Source organism: Legionella navarrensis, from assembly GCF_052527415.1.
The window spans coordinates 1-1,010 of record NZ_JBNVZR010000055.1 but is presented as its reverse complement, the minus strand read 5'-3'; the positions used below and the strand labels follow the sequence as shown (position 1 = coordinate 1,010).

Below are 1,010 nucleotides of genomic sequence, written 5' to 3'. Positions count from 1 at the left end.
GCTGAACCAACGTATAATGTCCCATTGCGCTTGCTCGCCATGATATAAACGTAGAATGATTTCATCCTGCTTCCGTGTTGATATTGGACTTGCAGGAATACTACCACTGAATTGCGCGATTACATAGGTAGCCACATGCAGGAGCAAGCCATTGCAATCATGGAAGCATAATTTCGTTTCAATTTGTCATATCGCGTGGCAATGGCGCGAAAATGTTTAAGACGGGCAAACACATTTTCCACTAAATGACGATACTTATACAAACACCAGTCAATCTCCGCATTGCCAGTTTTGGAGTTACTTTTCCGTGGGATGTTCGGCTTTGAACCCTTTTCCCTGATTTGTTCCCGAATGTCTTCACTATCATATCCTTTGTCAGCAATGACATAATCAGACTTGGGTAATTGTGCGATAAGCTCCGGAGCGGCTTTTGCATCATGTACCTCACCTCCAGTCAATTGAAATTCAATGGGTAACCCATAGGCATCAACGGCCATATGAATTTTTGTTGTGCTACCTCCTCTGGATTTCCCAATGGCCTCGTCTTCTGTACTACATGCACCGGTGCTGTGTTGATGAGCACGAACAATGCTCCCGTCAATAAACTCCCATTCAAGATCGGGATCGTGTGCAAGCGCCTTGAAAATTTGCATCAATTTATTTTTGAATGACCAACGGTTAAACTGTTGGTAAATTGAATTCCAGCATCCAAATGCTGCCGGCAGGTCTCGCCAAGGGCAACCAACACGCATTCTATACAACATGCCCTCAACGATCATTTGAAGATTTGGCTTGTCATAAATTCGGTGCTGTAGCATGATTTCCTTCAGCTTTGACCATAGCTCATCACTGAGCATCAGTCTTGGCATTACAAACTCATTTTATATCTGGGTGAGAACCGATATATTATGAGTTTGCTTTTAGTTATCAATAGTGTACTTGAGCACTCTCGCTATGATGTTGCTTTGTACATCAAACTGGATGCCGCGGACAAGCCGCGGCACGTAGGC

Annotated in this window: 1 protein-coding gene; it reads right to left on the bottom strand. The window is 43.9% G+C overall.

All coding sequences use genetic code 11. The features are described from left to right. Positions 1-119: 119 nt before the first annotated feature. A complete protein-coding gene (locus tag ACQUTA_RS13080; RefSeq protein ID WP_444988707.1) occupies positions 120-869 on the bottom strand; it encodes an IS5 family transposase in 750 nt (249 codons plus the stop codon). Positions 870-1,010 lie beyond the last annotated feature (141 nt).

Coding starts and splice junctions, on each gene's coding strand:
- ACQUTA_RS13080 (WP_444988707.1), bottom strand. CDS start 869: ATGCCAAGACTGATGCTCAGTGATGAGCTATGGTCAAAGCTGAAGGAA.